General features: G+C 40.8%; 13 protein-coding genes. 4 read left to right on the top strand and 9 right to left on the bottom strand.

The window, feature by feature from the left end:
* Window positions 1-63 precede the first annotated feature (63 nt).
* On the bottom strand, window positions 64-3,015 hold the full coding sequence (locus BLR84_RS22965) for an endopygalactorunase (protein WP_143013975.1): 2,952 nt from the start codon (window positions 3,013-3,015) through the stop codon (window positions 64-66).
* Between the two features lie 302 nt (window positions 3,016-3,317).
* Here BLR84_RS22965 and BLR84_RS22960 point away from each other — a divergent pair, with 302 nt between their 5' ends.
* Window positions 3,318-5,759, top strand: coding sequence for a TonB-dependent receptor family protein (locus BLR84_RS22960; RefSeq protein WP_090472594.1), 2,442 nt, complete (start codon window positions 3,318-3,320; stop codon window positions 5,757-5,759).
* 3 nt (window positions 5,760-5,762) lie between these two features.
* Here the strand turns inward: BLR84_RS22960 and BLR84_RS22955 are convergent, their stop codons facing one another.
* The 3 genes from BLR84_RS22955 to BLR84_RS22945 form a co-directional block, all read right to left on the bottom strand.
* Window positions 5,763-6,314 (bottom strand): sugar O-acetyltransferase, encoded by a 552-nt coding sequence (locus BLR84_RS22955; protein WP_090472593.1) that lies wholly within the window; start codon window positions 6,312-6,314, stop codon window positions 5,763-5,765.
* Window positions 6,315-6,383: 69 nt separating this feature from the next.
* The gene (locus BLR84_RS22950) at window positions 6,384-6,797 is read right to left on the bottom strand and encodes a hypothetical protein (protein ID WP_090472592.1); all 414 of its coding nucleotides are present in this window, start codon (window positions 6,795-6,797) and stop codon (window positions 6,384-6,386) included.
* Window positions 6,798-7,013: 216 nt separating this feature from the next.
* Window positions 7,014-7,799, bottom strand: a complete 786-nt coding sequence (locus tag BLR84_RS22945) for a LytR/AlgR family response regulator transcription factor (protein ID WP_090472591.1) — start codon at window positions 7,797-7,799, stop codon at window positions 7,014-7,016.
* A gap of 752 nt (window positions 7,800-8,551) precedes the next feature.
* Between BLR84_RS22945 and BLR84_RS22940 the strand changes: the two genes are divergently transcribed.
* Both BLR84_RS22940 and BLR84_RS22935 read left to right on the top strand, forming a co-directional pair.
* Entirely contained in the window at window positions 8,552-9,673 is a 1,122-nt protein-coding gene (locus BLR84_RS22940) for a sensor histidine kinase (protein WP_090472590.1), read from the top strand.
* Window positions 9,645-10,370 carry a LytR/AlgR family response regulator transcription factor gene (locus BLR84_RS22935; RefSeq protein WP_090472589.1) on the top strand — a complete coding sequence of 242 codons (726 nt, stop codon included), beginning with the start codon at window positions 9,645-9,647 and terminating at the stop codon, window positions 10,368-10,370. Before BLR84_RS22940 ends, BLR84_RS22935 begins: the two co-directional genes overlap by 29 nt.
* A gap of 14 nt (window positions 10,371-10,384) precedes the next feature.
* Here BLR84_RS22935 and BLR84_RS22930 read toward each other — a convergent pair whose 3' ends face one another.
* Together BLR84_RS22930 and BLR84_RS22925 are read right to left on the bottom strand one after the other, a co-directional pair.
* The gene (locus tag BLR84_RS22930; protein WP_090472588.1) at window positions 10,385-13,423 is read right to left on the bottom strand and encodes a lantibiotic dehydratase; all 3,039 of its coding nucleotides are present in this window, start codon (window positions 13,421-13,423) and stop codon (window positions 10,385-10,387) included.
* Between the two features lie 13 nt (window positions 13,424-13,436).
* Window positions 13,437-14,369, bottom strand: a complete 933-nt coding sequence (locus tag BLR84_RS22925; protein ID WP_090472587.1) for a dienelactone hydrolase family protein — start codon at window positions 14,367-14,369, stop codon at window positions 13,437-13,439.
* 146 nt (window positions 14,370-14,515) lie between these two features.
* Between BLR84_RS22925 and BLR84_RS22920 the strand changes: the two genes are divergently transcribed.
* Window positions 14,516-15,451, top strand: a complete 936-nt coding sequence (locus BLR84_RS22920; protein WP_143013974.1) for a hypothetical protein — start codon at window positions 14,516-14,518, stop codon at window positions 15,449-15,451.
* A gap of 247 nt (window positions 15,452-15,698) precedes the next feature.
* On the opposite strand, the gene BLR84_RS22915 is transcribed toward BLR84_RS22920, so the two are convergent.
* From BLR84_RS22915 to BLR84_RS22905, 3 genes are all read right to left on the bottom strand, one after another.
* Window positions 15,699-18,644, bottom strand: coding sequence for a lantibiotic dehydratase (locus tag BLR84_RS22915; protein ID WP_176852135.1), 2,946 nt, complete (start codon window positions 18,642-18,644; stop codon window positions 15,699-15,701).
* A 64-nt stretch (window positions 18,645-18,708) separates the two neighbouring features.
* Complete coding sequence (locus tag BLR84_RS22910; protein WP_090472584.1) at window positions 18,709-19,149, bottom strand: hypothetical protein; 441 nt, start codon at window positions 19,147-19,149, stop codon at window positions 18,709-18,711.
* A 30-nt stretch (window positions 19,150-19,179) separates the two neighbouring features.
* The gene (locus BLR84_RS22905) at window positions 19,180-20,316 is read right to left on the bottom strand and encodes an MDR/zinc-dependent alcohol dehydrogenase-like family protein (RefSeq protein ID WP_090472583.1); all 1,137 of its coding nucleotides are present in this window, start codon (window positions 20,314-20,316) and stop codon (window positions 19,180-19,182) included.
* Window positions 20,317-20,323: the final 7 nt, after the last annotated feature.

The following is a 20,323-nucleotide window of genomic DNA, read 5'->3' as shown; positions in this document are numbered from 1 at the left end:
TCACTCCGTTCAGCATGACAAATTTATTCTTTAATAAGGCAAGAGCTCGGGATATTGGCCCATTTAGTTATGATCAATCTGCGACGTAAGCGTTACCGGCGCATTTCCCCAGATATCGTTATAATATACTGAGTTGAGCACCTGTATATTTTGAGCTTTTTTTGTGCCTATAACCTTAGGGTTATCCTGCGCTCGTACCATTTTTATACCGCTGATGCTGGCACCGATCACGTCATCAAAAAACAGGGCATAGCGGCTGTCGCGCTTTTCATAATTAAACGTGCAGTTATTTACCGAGATCCCTTTCACATGCCTGGCCCAAAGTCCGAAGGATGGCTGTATCTTCAGATCGGCAGCATTATATTGCCCTACGCCAAGCTCAGCCGGAGCGCTGGCCGTATCTGCCAGCGAATTGCCGCCTTTTACCAGGAAATTGACATCATCAAAAACTACATTTTTAATATAGCCTGTATGCAGACCATTGGGCAGTTTAAAATCCAGGCCGCCGGTAACATCGGCATTATCGGGCAGCTTATACCCCGCAATAATGGGTGTGGCCTTGCGTTGGCTGCCATCGTATGGTTTCCGTTTGCCACCGTATGAACTGCCACCGTAAACCTCATACACATCCAGGCCTTTGAGGTTAATGTTCTCCACCTGGCCAATGTTTACGTTTTTAACCAGTAGCTCGTCGTGTTTTTTACCATTTTCAGTAAATACATACCTGCCTGCTTCGGCGCCAATAACCCGCCCGCGATTGGATATGGATATAAAAAATGGCGTGGTGGCCCGGTACATTTTGGAACGCTCCCGAATAGGGCCGGTGCGGCCACTATTCAGGTAAACATCTTTTACGTGGGCTCCATCATTGGTGGATATGGAGAAGCCGGCCTTGTTGGCGCCCAGTACATAAATATTATCCACATAAACCTGCGTAATATCATCAACTGTTTCGGAGCCTATCTGGATGAGGTTACAGTTGGTATCGCCAATAATATTGCGCACCAGGTAATTACTGGCCGGCCTTGTAAAGCCCAGCGAACAGTCGGAGCCGGGTTTTACCACATCATCGGAGCTCACCCGGGAGAATATATTGGTGACGGTTACATTGTTACACTCCATAAAATCATACACGTCGCGCACATTGGTTTGGTTGTTTTTGCAGATGTAGGTATCGTGAATGTTGATGCCATCGGTCCCCGTAGCCAGTAAAGCGAAATGCCCGGAGCGGTCGAGTTTGAGCATGTGGTCGCTATCGAAATTTTTTGTGCCATTACTGCCTATATAGTAAGGCTCGTTTTTAGTTTCATCGTACCACAGATCTTCGGGATGATAGATACCGCCGATTTCAACATGGGTACACAACTTGAGCGAAAATAGTTTATCGCAACGGTTGTCGGGCGCGTTTTTCATGACGCCGTCGCCGTTAACCAGGTTGGCGTTGCCATTGATCTGGCCATTGCCTATAATTTTTACGTTGTCGAGCCGCTCGCCAAAGAACATGGCGTTTTTAAAATAATGGTGACCCACATCCTGCTTGGTCATATAGTTTTCGGGATCGGCATAGGGGCCGGCATCGGTAGGGGAAAGACCCGAGCGGTATTTGCGGTCGCTAAACCAGGTTGATTCCGGCGCGTCGCCGCCTTTCAGGGCTTTTATTACAGCGTCTTTTTCCAGGTACAGGAAAACATTGCTGAGGAGGTGAACGGTGCGCACCATATAGGTACCCTGGGTAAATAAGAGGGTTCCGCCGCCCAACTGGTTAAGGTAGGCGATAGCCTTGTTGATGTTTTCGGTATCGTCTGTACCGCTGCCGGTAACGCCAAAGGATTTGACGTCCATTTTTCCAGAGTAAAATGAAACCGGGTTTGAATAACCTTTTTGCACCCCATCCTTAATATTGAGCTTAAAGCTGTACAATTTATTGGGAGATAAGCCCGAAACCGAAGCTGTAGCTGCTTTGGGATCAATTTTGGCCTTTGCTACCGTCCACGTTTTGCCTTTATCTGTAGATTGTATTAATTGTATACCCGAAGCATTAGCACCCTTAGCCCATTTAAAATTTGCTGTTGTATATAGGGTAGGTGTTTCCCGGTAGCTCATGGCTGTATCGGGGATGCGCACCAAATCAGAGATGGTATGGGTAGCGTTTAACACCACCGTTTCAGATCCTGTGCCGGGGCTTGTCAGTATCTCGGGCTTAGAAGTACTGTATACAGCCCTGAATGGATATTTTCCTACTTTTTTGAGATTTACATTGCTGATCCTGAGCTTGAGATCGGCACCGTTTGCAGGCCTCAGATCGAGATGACGGAATGTGATGACTGATCCCAAAGCGGGCGATCCGGAAATGCTTACATCGCCAACTTTGGAATAGGAGTATTTAGTGCCAACCCTCCCGATGGATTGTGTGGACAGGCCGCTTAGTTTTACATCGCCCCGGCCAATAACATTTACGGTTGTATTATCCATGGTAACGGTAATACCCGCCGGGATATAAATTTTTACAGTAGCATCGGGACTGCGTTGGCCCGCGGTAAAATACAATACCATATCGCGACTGGTATTGGCGGTTATGGCTGTGTGATCCAAACTTAGCTGGCCACTAAGCGCCATAGGTTTAACGGCAATATGATAGGTTTTGGTGGATGCCCCTTTTGAGGTTACCACCAACTTATCGCCGGTTTTGATATCCCCGGTGGTTTTTGCTGTGCCAGTTTGATCGGTAATGGTATATTTTTGAACAGAGCCATCAGCAGAAGCCAATTGTCCGGGCAGGTCGCTTACGCTTACTTTGGTAGAGACCAGGCCTTGATCTTCTGGAGTATCCACCGTAAACAGGTAAGTAGTGCCGCTGATGAGCACCAGGGAATCATTGCTTATTCGGGCAATGTTTTTGGCGTTTTTGCCAAAGGTGATGCGGGTATCCAAACTCCGTGTTTGGCCAATGGCGACTATTGCCGGCAGAACGAAACACAAAAGGAGTGCAAATTTTATTACAGATAGCTTGGTCATATCGTTTATATCAGGTGGCCCGGGGAACGGGAGGCTGTTGGGGTGAAATCAGCCTATACAAATAAATAGGAATTTACGACACCCGGCTCATTAAATATTGCCTAACTATTCATCTATTTTGACAATTGCCCGTTCCAGGCTATCCTTGATATCCCTATTAAACTCGTCATAAATAAATATAACATACATCGAAACTATAGGTGAGTTCATCGAAAAAATTAAGCGGTCGATTTTCTTTAAACTAAATTAGGAAGAAATGGGACTTTGTAATAAAGTACTATAGAATACTAACACTGCTATCTATGAACAAACGACTAATCAGGTTGCTCACATTATTATTTATTGTACTGTTTGAATTTAATGCGTTAACGCTGAAGGCCCAGGGTAATTTAACATTGACCGGCTCCGTTGTTGATAATTCAAATAATACCCCGGTTGAGTTGGCAACCGTAAAACTGATTAGTTCTGAAGATCCCAATAACATAAAATCGCTCCAAACAGATTCTGCCGGTAAATTTACCATCAAGGGCCTTAAAAAAGGGACCTATAGCATTAATATATCTTACCTTGGCTATAAAATACTGGATAAAACCGGCATCGAGCTTACCGGTGCCACATCTGTGCATAATATAGGGGTATTGAGGCTTGTACCCAATTTGAATCAACTTGGTGAGGTACAGGTGAAGGCTGAAAAACAGCTTGTTTCTAATAAACCCGGAAAAATGGAGATCAATGCCCAAAGCAAGATCTTTGCGTCGTCAAATACGGCGTTTGATGTTCTGCAAAAAGCGCCGGGTGTAGCTTTGCTCAACGGCTCGTTTAAAATAAACGGGAACGTGGAGCCCGATATTTTATTGAATGGTCGCAGGACACCCTTGAGCCTGGAGGAGCTGAAATCTATCCCTTATGATAATATTGAAAAAATTGAGATCATCAGCAACCCCAATTCATCATACGAGGGCGACAGAAAAGCGATCATTAACATCGTACTCAAAAATAAAGTGAAAGAAACCGGCTATAACACCTCCCTGTACACAGAATATGCCCGGAACAAATACAACCAGTTTAACTTTGGCGGCGATTTTAGCTTTAAGCAGAAAAAATTCACCATTACCGCCTCAGCCGGCAGAATATGGACCCCTGCTTTTACAGATATCACCGGTAACCGTTATTATAACCAGGGTGGGCAGGATTATTTGCTCAATACCAAATCGTTCATTAAAAATAAGCCCACGCTGGTTTATTATAATGCCGGGCTGGAGTATTATATAGATACAGCCAACACTTTTGGTGTATATTACCGGGGCAATACCCTGAAAACAACCCAGGAGCCCAACAGCGTGTCCAAAACATTTTTAGGTAGTACCGCGGATGATAACCAACTGGTTAGTCTCATCAATACCACCGGCTTAACCAAAACCGATGCAACAAACTCCACCTACACGGTTAACTATGAGCATGCTTTTAACAAAGGCACTAAGTTTAGTTTGGAATCAAACCTGGGGCGTTATGACCTTTCCCAAAATCAAAATACCATCAGTTCAAATGTAAATACGCCCACTAACACTTCGGGGATCATCAATGATGCCAGATCAACCATCGATCTTTTTAACGTAAATGCTGATTTCTCGACAGCCTTGTCAAAAGCGGTAACCCTGCAATTAGGCGGCAAATTTAACAACAGTACAACCAAAGATGGTTTGGTAAGCGACTCGGTAAGGAATAACGCTGTAATTAATGCCGCCCGCCAAACTAACGATTTTAAATACGATGAAAAGATTTACGCGTACTACTTTAATTTAGATTATGATTTTGGCTTTGCCACCTTGGAGGTGGGTACACGGGTAGAGGATACGCGTTCAACAGGTACCGCGGCTATAGCATCGCAGAGCTTTACAAAAAATTATACCAATGTATTGCCAGGCGCCCAGTTGTATAAAAAATGGGGCCCGGGACAAACGCTTACCCTTTCGTACGCCAAAAAGATAAGCCGGCCCAGCTATCGCGATCTGAACCCTTTTGTGTTTATTATTGACCCCTATACCTATGTAAGCGGTAATCCTTTTTTAAACCCGAGCACTTACAATAACTTTAAAATAGAGTATTCCATCCACTCCGTTAATATGTCATTGAGTTACAGGACCCAGAAAAACATCATTACCCAATTGCCGGTTTTAAATTCCGAAACCAATATTTTAACCTACTCGCCACTTAACCTGGATAAAAAGAGGAATATTTCGTTTGATCTGAATTTTCCCTTAAAAGTGGCCAGTTGGTGGACCCTGGAAAACTCCAGCACCGTGCTGCATGATCACTATGAATCGCAACTGTCTGGCGGGGCATTTACACGGAATAAAATAAACTTTACCAATAACTTTGTAAGTACATTTACCATTAGTCCGGGTTTTTATTTTAACACGGCCTTCTTCTATACTTCGCCATCTGTTTTTAACTTTTACCAGGTTAATGCCCTCAGCTCGTTGGATCTGGGTTTAAAAAAGGAATTCCTGAAAAAGAAACTGACCATCGATGTGAACTATTATGACATCTACCGCGGCCGGAAGGATGTTTTAACGGTTAACTATTTAAACCTGCATAACTCCTTATCGCAATTTACCAATACACGCTATTTTAATTTCAGGCTCACCTATTCGTTCGGTAACCAGTCCATTAATGGCAATCTGAAAAATGAACCAAAAGATACTGAAGAAGGCGGCCGGGTTAAGAATGGCTTGAATCAATAAACTTCAAACTTCCTTGATGACCCGTGCTGGATTTCCTCCGACAAGCATATTAGGGGGAACGTTCCTGGTAACTACGGCGCCCGCAGCCACAACCGAGTTTTCTCCTATCGTTACCCCGCCGATAATCGTTGCGCCGGCGGCGATCCAGACGTTTCGCTCAATGACGATGGGTTTTCCAATGGTGATCTTGCGGCGTTGCGATGGTTCAAGTGGATGACCCGTTGTGATGATGCTTACGTTGGGTCCAATCATCACATCGTCTCCAATGCAGAGGCCGCCAAGGTCATAAAAGGTGCAATTCTGGTTGACAAAGACATTATGCCCCAGGCGGATTTCGTCGCCGCCGGCAGTATAGAATGGCGGGATCAGTAAAAAACTCTCATCGACCTTTTTACCAATAAGTTCGCTGAACAAGGCCCGGATCTCGTCAGCATCGTTGAACGTCAATAGGTTAAGTTTGGCGGTGATCGCCATCGCCCGTTTAAAGTTTGCCGACATCGCCGCTGATTCCGGCGTTCTGTTGTAAATTATCCTGGTACTGTCCTTATTCGGCATAGGTATAATTAGGCTCGTGTTTTAGCATACCAGGGGTGGTATCGAGATTCGCCTAAAATATTAATTTCATCAATTGTATTTCTTCCAATCAATTAAACTCATTAAATAATATGACAAAATTAGATTTCCAACAATTGCGACAACTATAATTAGGACAATAATTCCTCCCTTGAAATTTTTCCACTCTGGCCACTTGTCAAATTCTCTGGCATAAGTTTTCCATTTCTTATCTGGGGTGAATGAGAAATAATTCACACATAAGATTATAATCGCAGAGGTTAATGATTCTGGAGAAGAAGCACGAGGAAGATAATGTCTATTGAAAAAAAGCATGTAATAAACAAAAAAAGTGTAAATTATTATTAATTCTAATATACCAACTAATGCTCCTGCCTTCCATGCCGAACCCCAAGGATTAGGAGGATTTTCAAAAAACTTATAAAACTTATAAAATAGATAGAAATACGCTTTTTTTAAACTCATGACATTAGCTGGTTAATAACAAATTTATTTCTTTTTCTTTTCATAGTCTTCGTGTCGAGGATAATATATTTTCTGTGGAAAGAAGATATGGCGCCAATCTGCCCAGGGCATCCAAAGAAAAATAAGATTTCTTAAAACAGAAACGCCCCCGGTATAATTACCAGGGGCGCTTTCATAAAATAGGTTTTGATTGGGGCTTGATAAAAGACAGGGGATTTAGTTAAACAACAATTGCTTTACAGCATCTTTATAATTTACCCCGATAGGTAAAGAATTATTTAAGCTGGTTTCGATGGTGTTGCCTTTAACACAAATGATAAATGACTTATTTATAATAAAAGACCTGTTTACCCTAATAAAGCTGCTGTTGCCCAGGAGTTCTTCGGTTTTGGTCATGGTTAAGTTTACTACGTAGTTCATTTTGGCTAAATGAATTTTCACATAATCCCTTAGTCCTTCAACGTATACAATTTCGGAGGTATTCAGGTTCATCATTTTCTTATCTACCTTAACCCATATAAACCGCTCTTCTTTTGATAAAGCTTTTGTGGCCGTTCTTGTGTTGAGGTCCTCCAGTAAGCTGTTACGCTTAGGCATCAGTTCTTTAACACTTATATCGCTGTTTAAATTATAGTGCCTTTGTTTAACCTTGCATATGGCTTTAATGAAGCGTTGGTAATCAAACGGCTTCAGCAAAAAGTCGGTTACATCAAGTTCAAAGCCGTTAAAGGCATATTGCTGATGGGCAGAGGTAAGGATGATCTGTGGTTTTTGCGATGTTAACCCGCTGATGAGTTCCAGGCCCGACATCATTGGCAGATTTACATCCACTATAATGATATCCGGTTTTTTGATATAGATCAGATCCAATGCATCAATGGCTGTCCGGCAAACCGTTAACAGATTCAGGAACGGAATACGGGAAATATATTGTTTTAATGTAGACGCGTCTGTCTGGTCATTTTCAACAATAATAACAGATAGTTGACAAGGGTTATTCATAATGCAAGTATTATGATATCAAATAATTAATAATTTGCTAAAATCAACGGTTTATATTTATTGAAATAAAACTTTTAGCTCTATCTTATTTTTTCTTAAATACGTTAATTGTTATTATTTATGGGGATATTAAACCGTAAATTATAATTTGATTTTATGATTGATATATTTGTTAAGGCCGCATTAATAGCAGGTTACGTATAAATGATTTTTTTTAATAGATACTGTTGGTTTTCATTAATAAAAATATATATTTATGTTAACGTGTTAAAAGCGACTATTATTTAAATATCCCTTAATTAACCTAATAATATATAAAGTATATGTAAAAGCAATGAATTACTGATATCAGGCAGATCGTTTTATCAACCTTTAACCTGTTTAGGTTTTCATTGATCGTGGTATTATTAGTTAAGTATGAGTTAATCATATATCGTTCTTTTCCTTTTATTTTAAGCAGTTCAATAAATCATCAATCGGTGTAGTTAAGGATGAGTTATATTCTTACGCTATTAGGTAACCTCTGAAAACCAAGAGATTGAACAGAAGTTATCGTAGCCGTTGACGATGTTGTTACCACTGTTGTTGTTTCAGTTAGATGCAGGGCCTTTGAGTCTGGTTGAAATTTGAAAACTGTTGCAATTTCAAATATTGCTTTTAAGGTTTGGGACTTTTTCATAGGTTCTTTTTTTATTTAAATTAGAGTATACTATAAATAATATGAAATTTATTGTGCAAACAGTTTTAAATGGATGGTAAACAAGTTTAAACGCATGGTGAATAATACCCATGGTATTCATATTTTCTGGCATCTGATTTTTTGGGGATCATTTATTGTGTACGAACTTTCTGTATTATTAATATTATCATCGGGAGAGATCTCTTTGCTTGATCAGATAGTGCACTATCCACTTAACATCGCGCTGTTTTATTATAATGCCATGGTATTGCTCAGAAATTTTTCTGAAAAGAAACATAACTGGTTCGTATCATTTTTAATCTTGCTTCCTTTAGAGATAATTGTCTATTTAGCACTTAATTATGGGCTGAACTATATGCTGGAAAGCTGGTTCCATGTAAAGGTTTTAAGATCAATTCGTGTCCCTTATTTCTTTTTTGTGGCCAGCGTATGGCGTGCCATATATTTTATCGGCCTGAGCACATGCTATTGGTTTGCTTTATACAGTGTGTACAATAAAAGGAAAATACTTCAGCTTGAAAATGAGCGGATGAAGTCTGAAAGCAGGAAGATATTGCTTGAAAAAGATCTGCTGGCTACACATAACAGCTTGCTTAGGGCTCAAATTAACCCGCACCTGTTATTTAACACATTAAATTATATTTATAATACGGTATACAAAAGCTCGGAAGAAGCTGCAGAGGTTATTATGCTTTTATCAGAGATCACCCATTATTCATTTAAATCAACAGGCAGTAATGAAACTGTTAGTTTAAAAGATGAAGTGGTGGCCATAGAAAACCTGATTAAACTAAATCAAATAAGGTTTAATAATAAACTTTGTATTGAATTAATATTAAAGGGCGATTTTGAAGGTATTAAAATAATTCCGCTGGTGCTGCTAACTTTTGTTGAAAATATATTTAAATATGCTAATTTATCAGATGGTGATTTTCCGGTACAAATTTATGTGGGATTAGACAACGGTAGCTTAAGCTTTTATACCATCAATAAAATTGGGCGAACCCATTCCATGCCGCATAATAATAACAAATTAGGCCTGGTGAACGTAAAGAACCGGCTGGAGAACCAATATAAACGTCAATACGATTTAACTATCAATAACAGGGATGGCATATTTTCAATAGATTTAAATATAAATTTACATGAACACAATAAAGTGCTTTATAATTGATGATGAATCACATGCAATTGATTTACTCAAAGATTATATAGCTAATACACCTGACCTTACACTTTTAGGAACTTCTAATAACCCCATGGAGGGTTTGGCCGCTGTGCGGAAGGAGAAGCCTGATATCCTTTTTCTGGATATAGATATGCCCATGCTGAATGGATTGGAGCTATCTACCCTGCTTGATCCCCAAATTAAAATCATATTTGTTACCGGGCACGCTAATCATGCAGTGGAGGCTTTTGAAAAAAACGCGCTCGACTTTTTACTTAAACCCATTTCATACCCCCGGTTTTTAACGTGTATTAAAAAGGTAATGGGGAGTATGGAGGAGAAAGATAGTTCAAAAACGGGTGAGCATGAACAGGGCTTTTTTTATATAAAAAGTGATTTTGGCAAAATAGTAAAGATCGACCATGAAAGCATTGTTTACATAGAAGCCAGCAATAATTTTATTACCATATACTTAAACGATACCGACTACAAAGCTTATATAACCCTAAAGGATATAGAGTTACATCTGCCAGAAAGCAGTTTTAGCCGGATCCATAAATCATTTATTGTAAATACCAATAAGATTAAATTTATAAATGGTAACCAGATCTTTTTAACTAACAAAAAGGTACTTCAATTGGGAGCAACTTACAGGGATCTGTTTTTTAAGAAACTGGATCTGAATATTTTGAAAAAGCGCTAACATCACCCTTTCCTTTAAAGCCTGGCTTTTACCGATAGTTTATATTTTAACATACAGTAATAAACGATATACTCCTGTTCCCGCTGGTCTTCGGTAAATAAACGGTTAAAGTGCATGTGGATCATATCGGCAAGCAGTGCAACCCTTCGCTCTGTGCTAAATTCGAGGGATTCTTTAGCCACCCGGCCGGCCTGATGCAAAAAATCCTGATGGTATTTACTCAGTTTTAGCGTTTTAAAGTAATGCTGATCATGGAGCAAGGATTGAATTTCGGTTTTTAATTCCCTGTATTTCAAATCCAGATCAACCTTTAAAGCCTTATTGCCCGAAAACTCCTGGTAAAAATTATCCGACACTAATTGTAAAAATGATATTTGATCGGTAACAGATGGCATAAACAAGGCCATTAACCTATCAATATCAATGATAGCGAGACTATGGTTCGAATAAACCGAGCCCCTGGCTTTTATAAAATGAATGACCAGCTTACTGCTCGCACAAAAAAAATCTTCAACGAGTGGTATGATATCGGCCCCGTACCGCTCTATTTCCCTAACATAAGTGTCGGTTTGTAGTTGTTTGATCTGGTTGGTTTGCAGACTTACGGCTAACTGATCTTTTAATTTTACCATCACCTGGCCAATATCGGTTGGGTTTACTTTTAACCGGAGCCGAAGGTGATAGCCTGATTCCAGGTACCGGATAAAAAACCAGGAACTTATCTCTCTTTTTTCTAAAGCAGCCATGAGTGGTAAAATCTGATCGGATAATAAGTGATCAGCTACCTGGGGGCTGCAATAAATTTTAAAATAAAGCCATTCGCTTCCCGGTACAAATTCCCTTTTGATTTTTCTGTTGAGTGTAGGCTGGGCTTTAAATAACTTAGCCGGGTAAACATTATCTGTTTGATACAGGAAGGTTATAAACTGGTTGATCATGGGTTTCCCCGCTATCGCCACTGTTGACCGAACTGGCTTAGGTAAAAAATATTCCAGCAGCTTAACCTGTTCCGAGCCTGCTATACAGCTTAGTAGTAGCAATACATCTTCTTTTTGGGTAAGGTTAAAAACGAGTTGCTGATCGGCCCTGGTTAAACAGATCAGATTGGGTAATTGAACACGCTGTTTTATTACCTGCATTTTCTCTAAACCATCTTTTTCTGTAGCCTTGTTCAAATAATCGATATCGTTGGTAGTTAAGTACCATTTGGCAGCGCTTAGGATAACATTGCCCATACTTACTCTTGGGTAAAATTTTAAATTGGGGAAATAGTATTCCAGATCAAAACTTAAATTATGCTGAATGCCCTGGTATTGAAGGTCGCACAGGAACTTAAAGATACTTAAATGATTATGCACGTAATTATAGGCCGAACTTAGCCGGGGTTGTACAACTTTTTGCAGAGATACCGACTCCAGTACCAGCTCGTCATTTACAACGGATACCACCAGGTCGGATAGTCTGATCTGGTGAGATGGGGGCTGAACCGGAACGGAGTTAATGGGTATCTCATATTGGTAAACCGGGTACCGCCGGTTGATATTATCGGTATGAGTATCAGAGAGTATGCCGATATCGGCGAAGATCACATCCGGGTTCGCCTGCTCTTCAATTTGGGCTATTTGCCTGCTTAAATCCAATACATCATCATTAAATAAAGTAAAACGGCCAATGATGGATGTGCCCGAACATCCCCCTGCGTTTTCAATAAAAATCTGGCCCTCAGTTTCCCGGAACATCACCATCATGGATGGCGGCAGTGGAGGGCTCATAGTATCAATCTTGCTTAAATGCGATGGGCTTAATTCAATAGGTTCAAAAGTGCCACGGTTTGTATTGTTTGTCCAAAGCTGAAGCAGCACCTGATGAACCATGGTCCATTCTATTACGGTTGAGTTTTTAACGCTTGGGTTAAATTTAACCTGGCTCAGGAGCCCCTCCTTTGTTGAGCCAGAAGCACTGCCATAGGCTATGCCGGCGTCCGGGTCAAGGGCCTGTAGCAAGGGCACTTTTTGTCTGTCGAACCGGGTCTTGAATTCCGTTATAAAATCTTTAAGTTGTTGTGGTAAAGCATAGGGAACTAAAACCTGTAAAGCGGTTATGGCCGCCGAAATTTGTTCCTGGTACTTTACGTTCAAACTCCCGGTCAGCTTTTTTCGCTGCAGGTTTGAATAAAAATTCAGGTTAGTTTTTTTTGCGCTGCCGGTTGTTAACTGTTTTATTTCATCATCAAGTTTCAATAATAACTCTTGTGCAAAAGGTTTTACTGTATTTAATTTTTTATACAGGGCATTCAATTGAAGCGAGAGGTCATTATCCCTTGCATAAGGCGTGTTGATTAAGCGGTATAAATAATCTTCGCCTATTAAATTTGGCCCAAGCTGTGTTGTTAAAATCTGACTGGAGAGCAGCATGCTCAAAAATTCAGCGGCTTCCTCATTGCTGAATTTCCACCCGGTTTCTAAAATGGATAACAGCTGGGTTTCTGAAAGGGGGCCTTTTTTAAATAACCCAACAATATTGTCTATGTACCTGTTTATTTTAATCGAGTCGAGCGTATAGGATGGCGCCGAAACCCCTTCCTCATAGGTTGTTTTTACAAACCTGTAACTTTTATTAAAACGATAGATAGTGGGATTTAAAAATAATTGCCTGGGATATGGAACCTCATGGAGTAACTTTTTGGCAAGCAAGAGTGAAACTTCCTGGTCCAAAAGCAGTTGAACGCGGTCATGCGCTTTATCTTTCAATATAATTTCATCATCCATACCCCAGCCAACCACTATCGACGATGCAAAGCAGCCAAAAGGTGTGGGCCTGAAACACATGCGGTTGATATACTTTTGGATACTGAGCAATTCCTTATCATTAAAGGAGCTGACATGAAAATGCTTATGGAACAATACCTGGTATAATACCGGGTTGGACAAGTAAATGGCATATTGAAATTGCGGATCATTGGCAATCTCCTGCACATTGGGGACGGAGTAATCCTCAAAACTAAATAGCGGGATCCGCAATATAAGATCGCGGATAAAATGATAATCGGCCATGATTGGTTCAGGATTAAGAAGATACTAATGTTTGATTGAACCAGGTAACTATATCGGTTATTAATGAAGGAATATGATCAATGCTTGCACCGGTATCGCTTTTCTCTTTATATCCATGATCGGCACCATCGTAGATCTGATGATGAAGGTTTGTCTTTTTGTTGAATAGGAATTCGCTGACGATCAAATCAAAACCTTCGGCATGTACCACCTTGTCTTTTGATCCCATGGCCATAAAAATGGGTATGTTGAGCTGTAAGAGATTTTTTAGCGCTGGTTCGGCGAATGTAGCCCAGCGCAGGTAAGTATGTCCCTGCCAAAACTTGCCGGTTGAGGCCGGGTTTTGCATAATTTCAGCAAATTGCCTGGTGAGTGTATCAATCTCATGCTGTCCTTCGCGAAAGGACAACTCTCCGCGCTCTATCCGTTTGCGGACGTAAAGAAAATATTCAAAAAATTGCGATGCCCCGTCGCCGCTTAAAAATACAAGGTGGCTGATATCTTTATTGATGGTAGCCAGTTTAGCCGCAACATCCGATCCTTCGGAATGCCCGCATACGATGATATGCTTATTGCTGATTAACTGGTTTGACAGGATATATTGTAATACCGCATCAACCTGAAAAACCCGGTAAGCAAGACTGGTTTTTTGATGATACTCCTCCGGCACCTCAGCTTCCTGGCGGCCGCTGAAAGTAAACCCCACCTTTGAAATAATAATGAAGTTAAAATTTTGAATGATCTGCGGATTGGTATGCAATGAAAAGGTTAACCTGTGCCCATGCTCATTTTCAATACATAAAGGTACCGCACCCGAGCCCTGCAGGAAAATAAATGTGCTTTTTGCGGGAGAAAATCCAGGGGTATGAATATAGAATCGAATAGTTTCCTGTTCGTGCTTAATCTCATATTCTTTAAAGCTGTATTCGTGTGGCGATACTGGCATATAGTATAATGTGGTTTAGGTTAACCGGATATTTATAACACCTATAAATATTGTAAAATAAAATGATTTTGTTCTATTAAATTATTATCTTGAATATAATAGTTTACAACCTGCAGATCTACTTATATCATATATATCTACTATTCATGACGATGTTAGAAGCCACTTTTGAGCAACAGTTGAACCGCTATTTTACAAATTGTAAATGGACCCAGGTGGGCAGGGAGTTTCAACTGCAGGGCCCCGGACTAAGTTACCTTGGCCTGGATGCAAATCTGAGTGCTAATCTGTCCGGATTTTCAGCAAGTGAATTATCACTGACAGATGTGGCAGATTTTCATGAAGTTAAGGATAGTTATAACCTTTGTTTTGAAGATACCTGGTCGCTTTTATTTTGGTTAAGATATTTAAAAGCCAACCCTGGGATCAGAAAGATCAACATCATTCACCTGGATGATCATACCGATCTGATGCCGCCTTTGTTATATAAAAAGGATGGCGAATATTTTCAGGTAACGGATGATAAAAAGGTGAATTTTGATGAACCGGAAAGTATTATTGATTTTATCCGGGAGGGAAGTATTAACCTGGGATCATTTATTGCTCCGCTTATTTTTTTCCTGGACAGGGTAAATATATTTCACTTGCGAAAAGAGCCTTCACCGAACGGCCCAACAAAACAGAGCCTGGTAGAATCGTATATTAATGATTTTCCATACCTGGATAAAGACCGCATTTCTATATCCGTCACCGATAAAAATGATGAACCTGCCAAAGGGTTTTATTATCGGGGTAATGATCTTAAATCGTTGATCGGGGAAATCAACGGTGATCCCACTTTCCTGCATATCGACCTGGATTATTTTTTGAACCAATTCAACGGTAATTTCCGGAATGACAACCCAGGTAATATCATTACCCATGTTGAACTGGAAGAGGAGATCCGTTCTATCTGCGCGCAACTTAGCCGTATCCGGTCGCAAATTGTTGATGTTACCATAGCTACATCCCCGGGGTTTTGCCCGTCAAGCCATTGGGATTTCCTGATCAACAGTTTTATGGAACGGTTTAATCAGATTTAGTGCTGGCATGATCGATTTGGCTAAAGCCTTTTTTGATTAGTTGAATTTAACCGTTGGCTAAAGCCGAACGGCAATGAATTAATAATTTGGTCGAAAATAAAATTTGTCTGCAGGCTAAAGCCAAACCGAAATATAGTCAGAAGTAAAGTCAAAATTCATTGCCGTCCCATTTATGGGGCGGAAAATATAGAATTGAAAAATGGCTTCAGCCGAATAAATTAAAAATCGATTTCCCGAGGAGGAGAGACTATGCTTCCATATGACCAGCCAATTGTTTGGCATCATAGCGGAGTTTGCAGATCACGGATACATAATATCTGCGTAACAGGGCATATATCAATAATTCATTTCTGTTTTGTTGGGTTAAAAAGAAACGGTTGAGCGCCATATGAATAATGCTATTGATTATTTGCAATGGGGTTTTACACTCGCCAGGGTATTCTTTACAGGTTTGTGCCAGGGCCGAAAGTGTAAGCTTGTTTTGTTCGGACCGGGTTTTAAGTATTTCTTTAAATCCCCAATACGCCTCGTTTCTACCCTTGATCATCGTTTCAATACTTTGTTTATGAGCCCGGTATAATGTATCAAATGATACCTGGAGTTGTTTTGAACCACCCGTACGTTTAAAAAAATCGGTCTCCATTTGATACAGCAACTCAATCCTGCCGGCAATATCCAATTCAAAATCATTCAACAAGGTTTCCACGTTAAGTATGCCGATAAGCCAGTTATCCGGTAACGTAATGCCGCTTTTAAACAACTGCATGCTGGCGCAACTGTCGTGATAAAACAATTGCTCACAATACTCCATCGTTCTTACACCATATCGGTCAACCTCCGGAGTGTAGGTGTCCGCGTCCATGGCCCAGATCTGGTGGTTTTCCATTTGGCCTTTTAGCGAGTTTTTCAATTCAGCAATAACATTGGCATATTTGGCCATCGCGTACGAAGCCATTTTTATTCTTAAGCGCAAGTGATTATAAGGATCGTTATACCTGATAAAGAACCACTGCGAAATGATGCCTTCATCGGTCATGAGGTTTAATAAAGGATAGAGGGTTTCCAGGGATTGCTGAAGTACAACAGGCCGGCCATAAATCTTATAATATATCCATTCTTTTTGCTCCGGGAGGTGTTCATCAAGTTCCGGATACCGCTGAGTTGTTACCTTGTTATCTGGTATGGTTTGAGGGGCTTCTGGTTTTCGCTTATCCAAAACCGGGATGATCATTTCATGATGAAAGCTATCGCCCTGGTTTTTAAATAAGGTTGATGCCGGGTTACCTATAAATTCAGTAATGGTAATACCATTTGCGTTTACCGCCTCCAGGAAAACGGTGCAGGATAATGCTGAGCGGATATCGATCAGCATTTCTTTATCGTCATTGGCGATGGTGAATAGCTGTGGAAATTTAAACTGGTGCTGTAACTCTTTCAACGCGTCAACAGGGTCGGCAAATTGTTCCACAACAGAGCTGACATCCTGTAGCGTGATGTGCCATTGCGCTTTGGAAAGTATCAGGTGTTTGTAGGTAATGCGGGGAAGGAAGGGCTGGTTTAACAGATGGCCCCAATGCCATGTAAATACCTGTTTAGGGTTTTGATATTGAAGCTCGCTCAGAAAACGGTATACTGCCGGACCTTTATAAAAATTGTGATTACAGGTTAATACCGGGATGATCCTCTTGTTTAATTTTTTTGAATGTAAAATGATCTCCTGGTTTTTAACCGAGATGAGCAGATCGGTTAAATGTATATTTTCTTCAGACTGGCTAAAGGCCCCGGATTGAATATCAATAGTAAACCGCCGCAGTATTGGCCGGTAAATAGCATTGTCGATAACATCGTTAGGGATAAAAACTATTTCGGCCAGGATAACATCAGCGTTTAATGCATCCTCCCGGCTGATAAAATTGGATAGCTGATCGCGCAGACCGGGCAAACCATAGCCCGATTTATTGACCAATGCCAATGCCGATGGCGCCGATTGTTTTTTGATAAAAAAATGAAATGCTCCCTGGTCGAGCTGATCTGACGAGGATGCAATGAGGTTACCCTGCAAATAAAAGTTTTTAACTGCTGCCGATTCGTGGCTTTTAAAATTGCTAATGTCATCAACGGTAATTTCAACCTCTTTTTGTTTATTGGCAACAGCCTCTGCCAGCTTTTTGAGTTTTAGGGTTTTTAAAACATCAGTTCTATCGGCTGTTTGTTCCAGTGTATTTAAAGCGGAAATATTACCGTTAAATATGCAGTCTTCTGAATTGGAGGAGGGATAAATAATACCACTTTGCTGGTCGAGCGCTGTTAGCAGGGGTATTTGAGCATCACCGTAATGGGCTGTAAATTCTGTCATGAAATTGAGCAGATCATCATTTATAAAAGCCGGCCCCAAGGCGTTGAGTTCCTCAATTTCGGTTAGCAGTGTGCTGGTTGCCTTATCGGTAATATTTAAATTATCAGCACCCTTTATAAACAGATCGGCCTGGAGGTATTCTGCCGAAGCAACATCCGGATGATAGGGACTGAACAGAGCGGATAGGTGCTCATGTATGCGGATCAAAGGCTTATCCGATTGTAGCTGGTGATGGATGTTTTTAATAAATGAAATCAGTTGCTCGCTATCAGGGTACCGGCTGATGAGACCGATCAGTTCAGTAAAAGGCTCCTTTGATTTTAGGAATATGGCGAATAATTGCTTTTGCAAATAGCCAAAGGTATATTCATCCTTAACATCCGCCTCAAAACCCTGAAGCGGATAGTAATTAAATATTAAATGATTTTGTGGCTTTTTGGCCTCCGCTTTTTCTTGATATCCATTGCCGATCAGGAAATCTGCAACCAGTTTGATCAGTATTTTAACTGGCGTACCTGCTAATCGTAGCTGCCTTAAGTTTTGCTCCGGATCGATAGCCGAGCTTGTTGCCTCAGGGGTAATGCTACCAGCCGCATACCCTGCAAAAAGCCCGAAAGGCAGCGGACGGATACAGCACCTGACAAAATATTTATAGAGGGTTTTTAATAATTTCTCTTTTTTTTTAGGATTTAGCTCCCCGCTTTGCAGTTTCAGGAGCTCGTGGTAAACAGTTGGCGAGGCCAGTAAAATGCCATCCCGGAAATTATCAGTTTGGAGTAGATTTGTGAGAAAAATTTCTTCCTGGCCATTTGCTTCGGCAATGTGAAACTCATCCATTTTTTGTAAACTAAAAATGGGGAGCCTTAAGGAGAAAAAATCACATTGATAAGCAAAATCAGGACTATCCATATAACAAACCGTCTTCGGGTATCAGGTAGATGTCTAACAGGTTCAATTCTTTTAACCAAAAAAGAAAATCCTTCACATTGTCGATCTTAAATTCGTCTAAAACGGGCACGGCAACTTCGCTCACCAGCTCTTCTTTCCATGAGGTTTGGTTTTCAATAAAAGTATCGCCAGGCAGCATATATATTGACCCCTTTTTGTTCAGGTACCGCTGATCAAAAAGCCCGGGATTACGCTCCAGGATAAAGGACCTGTTTTCCACGATCTCTTTACCAACGTAGCAGGTTAAATCGCCACCGAGGTTACTCAAGAAAGGGGCCGACATAATAGGCGATTTAGTTGCGTAAACCCATAGTCTTTTATGCGTTAACGAAAATCGTGGTTCAATAACCGACAGACCCTGAACCGGGGAGCTGTGAAAAACTTTAAAGCTCATGATCAATAAATTAATTTTTTACTACTTGTGCTACTCGTACATGCATACCACTTTACCCAGCCTGTTGGCATCGTTAAATGACGTTTCTAAAAATTCGCAGGCATTTTTATAAGACAGGCTGTGGTAATTGCTTAAACTCAGCTTATCATCAAGATAAAGATCAACCGCTTTGCCCAGATCTTTGGTAGTGCCCAGGCAGTTACCAGTAAAGCTGATGTTGTTCATGATAAAGTGAACAAGCAGGTTCTCGGGTAATTGCATGGTCTCGGTATCTATACCGGGCGTGTTGTATAAGGTGTTATTCTCAATTCCGCAGGTAACATACCTGCCGTTAAACTTAAGCAGGTAGTATAGTTTTTTAAGGTATATATTACAAAACGGATCAATGATGGCGTCAATGTTATTATGCAGGATGTTTACTATGGATTGATCGATTTCTTCGTCCTTTGATTTGGTATTGATCAGTATAGTGGCGTTTTTAATATTTAGTTTTTCCAGCTGCTGCGCCTTTTCTGCGGAAGAGGTTAACACATATACATGTTTATATTTAAAGCTGGGAAGCATCTTTAACACAAACAGCGAAGTGTTGGACGAGCCACCAGTAATTAGCAGCGTTGATTTGCTGTTAAGCTTAGCTTTGCGCAGCATGCTCATGCCGGTTTGCGCACCGATAGAAAACCCTGCGGCAACTTCCAGTGGAAAAGTGTCGGGGATCTTATAAAGCTTCCGGAAATGAAGTACTTCTTTTTCCCTTGATGTAGAATTACTGGCCACTCCTGCTATTAAGCCCATTTTGCGTTTTCTGAGGCGTATTTCTTCATAGTTCCAGTTTGGTATTACGCGGTCGCCTTTTTGCAGGCCGGTAACCAGTTTGCCGGTTTGTTCCACTTCGCCAACAAACTCCGACCCAATGGGCAAATAAGCCGTTGTACAATTATCGCTGATAAAGTACCGCGAGGCTTTCATAATAAAATTCAGGTCGCGGTAGTTGAGTGAAAAGCCTTTTTTCCTGACCAGCACTTCATGGTCGCCCAGTACAATATTCTCTTTTTCCGGAAAGCTATCATCCAAAACAAAATTTACGCGCTCTCCAAAAAAGTTCACGGCAAATTTACTGGCCGGGTTGTCAACTTCAAATTCAGGATGTACTACCGCTAATTGTTTCATGGGTTAT

This window comes from Mucilaginibacter sp. OK268 (assembly GCF_900103125.1).
Taxonomy (GTDB): domain Bacteria; phylum Bacteroidota; class Bacteroidia; order Sphingobacteriales; family Sphingobacteriaceae; genus Mucilaginibacter.
Note: the sequence above shows the minus strand (reverse complement) of the source record. Positions and strands in the feature narration are given on the sequence as shown.